Below are 6,383 nucleotides of genomic sequence, written 5' to 3' on the forward strand. Positions count from 1 at the left end.
TCTCCAAAAGAGGGAGTAGGGAGTACGAAGTAGGGGGAAAGAATTGATAAATAAGAGTGCGGTAATCTAAGCATTCAGCAGTCAGTCATCAGCTATCAGCTATCAGCTATTGCTTTTAATTTAGGATAAAAGCTTTATTAATTGTTTTACTACAAAAGTTGGCTTCCTTACCCTTAAAGTCAGTTGTTAATTGTCAGCATTCAGCAGTCAGCTATCAGCTTTATTAATTTTAGTTGACAATTTAAGCTTGCTGTTCTTGTGCTTCAATTCTTTGTTTAAAAATGTTGTAGAAGTTAAGCAAATGCTTGCTTCATTTATTAAAAAGCTGTTTGCGCAGCATTCCGTAGGAAGAGCTGACAGCTAATAGCTGAATGCTTACCTGATAACTGATAACTGAAATGACTACTCCCTAAAAGTTGACAATTATAAACTAGATATGTATGATTTGGGCGAGTAGTGAGTAAAGACTATGAAAAATATAGATTATTCTGTAGTTATTCCCATCTTCAACGAAGAAGAAATCATCCCTGAACTATGGCGACAGTTATTAGATGTTTTACAGCGACTTGATGGTAATAGCGAAGTAATTTTTATCAATGATGGTAGTGTAGATTCTTCCTTTGAACTGTTAAAAAAAATAACTCAGCAACACCTAGAAGTAAAAATTATTAACTTTTCTAGAAATTTTGGGCATCAATCTGCTTTGTCTGCGGGAATAGATCATGCTGATGGAAAAGCAGTTATTTTAATGGATGGAGATTTGCAAGATTCTCCAGAAGCAATTATTAGTTTTTCACGACTTTGGCAACAGGGATATGATGTGGTTTATGCTATTAGAAAAAATCGTAAAGAAAAATTGTTGAAACGATTAGCATTTAAAAGTTTTTATTACATTCAAAGAAAGTTGTCAGGAATTATCACTCCAATGGATGCAGGTATCTTTTCATTAATGGATAGAAAAGTCATCTTAACTCTACGACAAATGCCAGAACGCAACAAATATTTAAGTGGTTTAAGAGCCTATGCCGGATTTAAACAAATAGGTATTTCTGTAGAACGTGGTCCTCGATATAGAGGTGAGCCTAAAGTTTCAGTTTCTAAGTTATTTAAGCTTGCTTTTGATGGCATATTTTCTTTTTCAACAATTCCTTTGAAAATGGCAACTATTTTAGGCTTAGTATCTGCAATTTTCTCTTTTATTATAGGATTAATTGGTCTTTACTTTAAATTTGTTTTAGGGCAAGAATTTTTATCCTGGGCTTATGGTTTAACTACAACATTTTTTATGGGGGGAATACAACTGCTGTCTCTAGGAATTATTGGAGAATATATTGGTCGTATTTACGATGAAGTTAGGCAAAGACCGTACTATATTATTAGAGAAAAAATTGGCTTTGAGAAAATAAGTTCAGATGAAAGTTAAAAATTTTAACAGTGGGTTGAACAAGAATATTTAAGTTATCTACTAAAAACTGTGGTACACAATTTTTCAGTATCTGGATAACAATTTATATTCAATTTTATTTATAAAATATTTTTTTCACTCAGCAGATTAATTTTATAGAGTTGAAGAAGGTTTTTAGTTATAGTTTTTAGGTTAATACTTCAGTCTAATTTTAAACCAGGGTTGCACAACAAGTTTCTCTTCAATCTACCACCTAAAATCTAATACCAATTTCATTAGGACTTACGCATAACTACCACTTATGCCTAGGGGTTAACGGCCAACCCCTAAAAATGCTGTATAATTTCGTCTTTTGCGTAAGTCCTGTTCATAAAATATTGCTACATTCATGGAAGAGTAAGCAGGGATTAGGTAGGGATATTGCATGCAATGTCCCTAGGTCGCAGAGGAAAAGAAGTATATGAAAAAAGAGAAAAAAAATTAAATATTTACAATATCTGCGAACGATCAAATTTTATACTTAAGGCCAAAAATTATCTTTTTCTTTTGGGTTTAATACCCCGCCGTCTACGCGGTATTTACAATTGGTTGGGGTTTGAGTCCCCATTCTCTTTTTCCTTTTTCGGTCTTTCCTTCTTACTTCTTCAAAGATTAAGATCTAACTACCTTTTTCAAATTGGTATAAAACCTTTAGAGCGTAATGAGGATAATGACAACAGAAAAAAAATCCCCAATTAGCAAAAAAATCTTCAAGAATAATTTCCAACTTTTAAATTGGATAAGTATAGTTTTAGTTATACTTCCAGCAGTTGCAATGGGAATATTAATTCTGACCTACAGCGTTAATATGCCTTATTGGGACCAATGGAATCTTATGCCTCAGTTATTCATAAAAATTTCCCAAAATTCCTTGTCCTGGCAAGACTTGATTGCTCAACATAATGAAAGTAGAAAACTATTTCCACGACTAATATTTCTCGGACTGGCATATTTAACTAACTGGGATGTTAGATATGAAATGCTAGTAATATTTATCTTAGCTTGTCTAGTTTCTGTTAATATTTATCGCCTCAATCGATTAACCGTAAATGCTAATTTGTTGACAACTTCACTCATAGCTTTCTTGACAAATATCCTGATTTTTTCTCCAATTCAATATGATAACTGGTTTTGGGGAATCCAATTAGTAGTTTTGATGCCGATCGCTTGTATTACTACAGGAATTTCAGTTGTCTACTCCCACTTTCATACTAGATATAAATTTTTAATTTGTATGATGCTTTGCATCATTAGTACTTTTTCCTATTCTAATGGGATGATAGCTTGGATAATAATTTTACCTGTATTAATATTAGTTACGGCAAAATCAACATCAGATTTACTGAAACAAAAATGGTTATTCTTAAGCTGGATAGCAGTTTTTATCAGCAATATAATTATTTATTTTTATGATTATCAAAAGCCTGAAGTTAGCCCTAGTCTTATACCAGCATTTCGGCATCCAGAGCAAACTTTACAGTTTTTCTTAGCCTTTTTGGGTTCTCCTTTGGGTTCTGGTTTTGAAATATCTCCTCTTACTTCTTCGATATTTATTGGTGGAGTAGAAATAGGAATATTTTGCTGTTTATTTATTTACCTACTCAAACATATTAAAAATTACCATATTTTAGAGAGAACTATTGGTTGGATGATGATTGCTATCTACTCAATAATTAGTGCTTTAATTACTGCCGTTGGTAGAGTTGGTTTTGGAGTAGAAAGTGCTTTACCTTCAAGGTATACAACATTTTCTATTTATTTAATAATCGCTATTATACATTTATTACCAATAGTTTTGAGCCATATTTATAGTCAGATAAATCCGATAAAATTGCAAGTATGGCTCTATAAAGTTACAGTGGCGATCGCCATGACTGGATTGATGATTTTACACTATAAATCGTTTACTTATAGCGTGAAAGAAATTAAATCTAGCTATCAATTGCGTATGGAAGGAAAAACTTGTTTATCATTCATTAATATCATTGAAAATAAGTTTTGTATTGAAGAAAATATTTTAGGAAATTATGATCATGTTAAAGATTTAGTCAAGGGACTTAATTACTTAGGTATGTTAAAACCTAATTTAGTTGCCAGCAATAATATCGAAGCGATCGCTGCTGAAAAATCTCCAGATCAAACTTACGGATCGTTAGATGGAATTATACCTTTAAATAGTTGGTACTTTGTTAATGGTTGGGCATTTTTACCAGAGCGTAACGAGCCTGCAGATGCAATTATTTTAACCTATAAAAATCAAGCAGTTGAAGAAGGAAGAAGCGGTGCTACCCCGCGTCGGCGACAGATCCAAGGGAATGCACACCAAGAGAGGAAGAAGGAAGAAGCGGTGCTACCCCGCGTCGGCGACAGACCCAAGGGAATGCGCACCAAGAGAGGAAGAAGGAAAAAGTGGATGGGGACTCAAACCCCAACCAATTATAAACACCCTGTAGATGGCGGGGTATTAAACCCAAAATCAAAAGATGATTGGATTATTTTTGATGTTTTGATGTCTGCTCAAACTCAAAGAGAAAATTTAGTTCAACTATTCAATAATCCTGCATACCTTAACGCAGGTTGGGAACAAACAATTTCTGGTAAATTACTCCCAGAAGGTAAGTTGAAAATTGCAGCTTGGGCATTTGATGCTAAATTAGGTAAAGCTTATAAATTAGATACAAATCACCTGATTACAAAAAATGGTAGTGGAGTAGGAGAGTAGGGGAGTGTGGAAAGTATTATTTAATCTTTCTATATAGGCAGTTAAACCAGTTTATTTTCCCACTGAGCTATGTCTACAATCAGAAAAAATCAAATCATAAGCTCACCAGAAATCTGTATAACAAATTGCACATTGCCTGTAAATATCCGGCAATCAATTCCACAACCCTAATACACCTTTTTCACGTCTTTCTCCTAACTAAAAAGAAACCCACAATTTCTTTGGTGTCTATGTCAATGGCTAGCCACAGCCATTGCTTGTAATATTTGCTCCCAACAAATGACCACATTTAATCACACTCAATAGTGAGTTTTCCAGTTTTTTTAGTAGATTTAATAGATTGATAAACCTCTGTATACTTACTATTAACGTAATGCGTGAAGCCATTTTTCAGATACACCTTTTACAGGAATAATGCCAGCTAAACTAATTTTTTCACTTTGATAATTTATCAATCAATTCTTTGGTTTGATCGTTGATGTATACTTTAGAGTTATTTGGGACAAATTGTATTTGACAGGTTTGACATTGATATTTCTATTTTTTGTTATGAATTGTGCCATTTTTCACAATATTGCCACTACCACAATTGGCACAGATTAAATCATTATTTGGCATAGGATTAGATATTGATGAAATATTTTTGAAATGTATATTATCAGATTTTTTTGTATTACATTTAAGGTTGAGTTATTTATAACGTACTGATTGATTATATCAAGTGTTAGCGGAGCTTTGTGTTAGCAATCGCCGACAAAATAAATTTTCAAATTTCAAGTAGATTGAAGTTCAATATTTGAGAGATTAATATCATAAATTGATCATTTATATTAACCTACCACTACATATATAGGACTACCCAGGATTTTTTCTTTTTTATCCTTAATACAATTATGCTTTAAACCTTAATTATTCGGTAAAATAGCTCTATAGTCAACTTCTTCACCTAATATAAAATGTTAATTAATTGGCAAGACTTAATAGCAGAAATAAATTTTAAACATAAACAATGCCAAGACGATCCGATAAATGCTATGGCATTTGCTTATTCTTTAGGGCAATTATTACTAGAAACTCAAGCTTTATTTTCTCCCACTGAATGGCAATCTTGGTTCAAAAAGAATTGCCATTTCTCAGAAAGTTGTGCTGAAACTTATCTGCAAATAGCTAAAAGCTGGCCTAGTTTCCGGACGCAATTAGATCCTTACAGAAAAGTGGATCTATCTGCTATGGAGAATATACCCCAGATGTCACTTATTTCCTCTAAGTCAAAGGATAGTTTTGAAGAAGATGTGGAGACAGAAGTTAAGCAAATTATTCCTTTATTGAGCAATGCTGAAAATTTTCCGACCTCCCTTCCAGACTCTGAAAAATCTGAAAATGCTACAATTATTAACTTTTATCTTCGTGGGAAAGTAGTTCCAAAAGCACGCCCACGAGTTACGACTAATGGTACTTATTTACCACCTCGATATCGTGCCTGGAGAAATCAAGCAGAAGTTGAAATTTACCGTCAAGTTTCTGACCTTAATTTAGAAGTAAATTTACCAATTCAAAGAGCAGCTATTTCTATCAGTTTTTGTGGTAAACATCGTACTAATTCTGATTTAGATAATTTAGCAGGGGCTTGTCTTGATGCTTTAACGTTAAACGGCGCGGGGGTGCTGCAGGACGACCGCTTGGCTTGTATTCCTAAACTTAATCTTGAATATATTCCTAATACTAAGGAAACGGGAGTTAAGATTACAATTGAAATACTTCCTGTGAGATAAATCGTTAAATAATAAGTTTTAATTTAGTATGTTATATGGCTTTGTTGCACAAAGAAAGGAAATAGGGTAAAAGTAACAGTGCGTGCCACAGCAAACCTACACCAACGTAGATATGAGTAAGTCCAAGTCTAAATGGTTTAAACAGGCAAGCCCAAAAGCTACAAAGTTGAAATCTAGTTAACTCCAATATTACCGCCACAACTTTAATGGATTTAACTCCGAAAACATAGATTAATCCTCTAGTATTAGCAGGTGCTTTAACAGAGGGAATTTATAATTTTCAAGTAGGCAAAAGAAAATTTGATTTTGAAGAATTACCTTTTGCTGGAAGTGAGTTTAGTCATCCTTATTATTGGGCACCATTTATTTTAATTGGTAATAGATTTTGAAGCATATCGTAGGTTTTAGGTAGTAGGTAGGTCTAATTAAACGTTAAAAAAATTGA

General features: G+C 33.2%; 3 protein-coding genes and 1 pseudogene. 3 read left to right on the plus strand and 1 reads right to left on the minus strand.

The window, feature by feature from the left end:
• Positions 1–469: 469 nt before the first annotated feature.
• A complete protein-coding gene (locus F6K13_RS13225) occupies positions 470–1,423 on the plus strand; it encodes a glycosyltransferase family 2 protein (protein WP_124144047.1) in 954 nt (317 codons plus the stop codon).
• Positions 1,424–2,114: 691 nt separating this feature from the next.
• Complete coding sequence (locus tag F6K13_RS13230) at positions 2,115–4,166, plus strand: hypothetical protein (protein ID WP_124144048.1); 2,052 nt, start codon at positions 2,115–2,117, stop codon at positions 4,164–4,166.
• A gap of 54 nt (positions 4,167–4,220) precedes the next feature.
• Here F6K13_RS13230 and F6K13_RS13235 read toward each other — a convergent pair.
• Positions 4,221–4,784, minus strand: a pseudogene (locus tag F6K13_RS13235) (IS1 family transposase); the annotation flags it as partial.
• Positions 4,785–5,122: 338 nt separating this feature from the next.
• Here F6K13_RS13235 and F6K13_RS13240 point away from each other — a divergent pair.
• Positions 5,123–5,938 (plus strand): RusA family crossover junction endodeoxyribonuclease, encoded by an 816-nt coding sequence (locus F6K13_RS13240; RefSeq protein WP_124144050.1) that lies wholly within the window; start codon positions 5,123–5,125, stop codon positions 5,936–5,938.
• Positions 5,939–6,383: the final 445 nt, after the last annotated feature.

Origin of the sequence: Okeania sp. SIO2B9 (genome assembly GCF_010672505.1) — a bacterium.
In the GTDB taxonomy this organism is placed as follows: domain Bacteria; phylum Cyanobacteriota; class Cyanobacteriia; order Cyanobacteriales; family Microcoleaceae; genus Okeania; species Okeania hirsuta.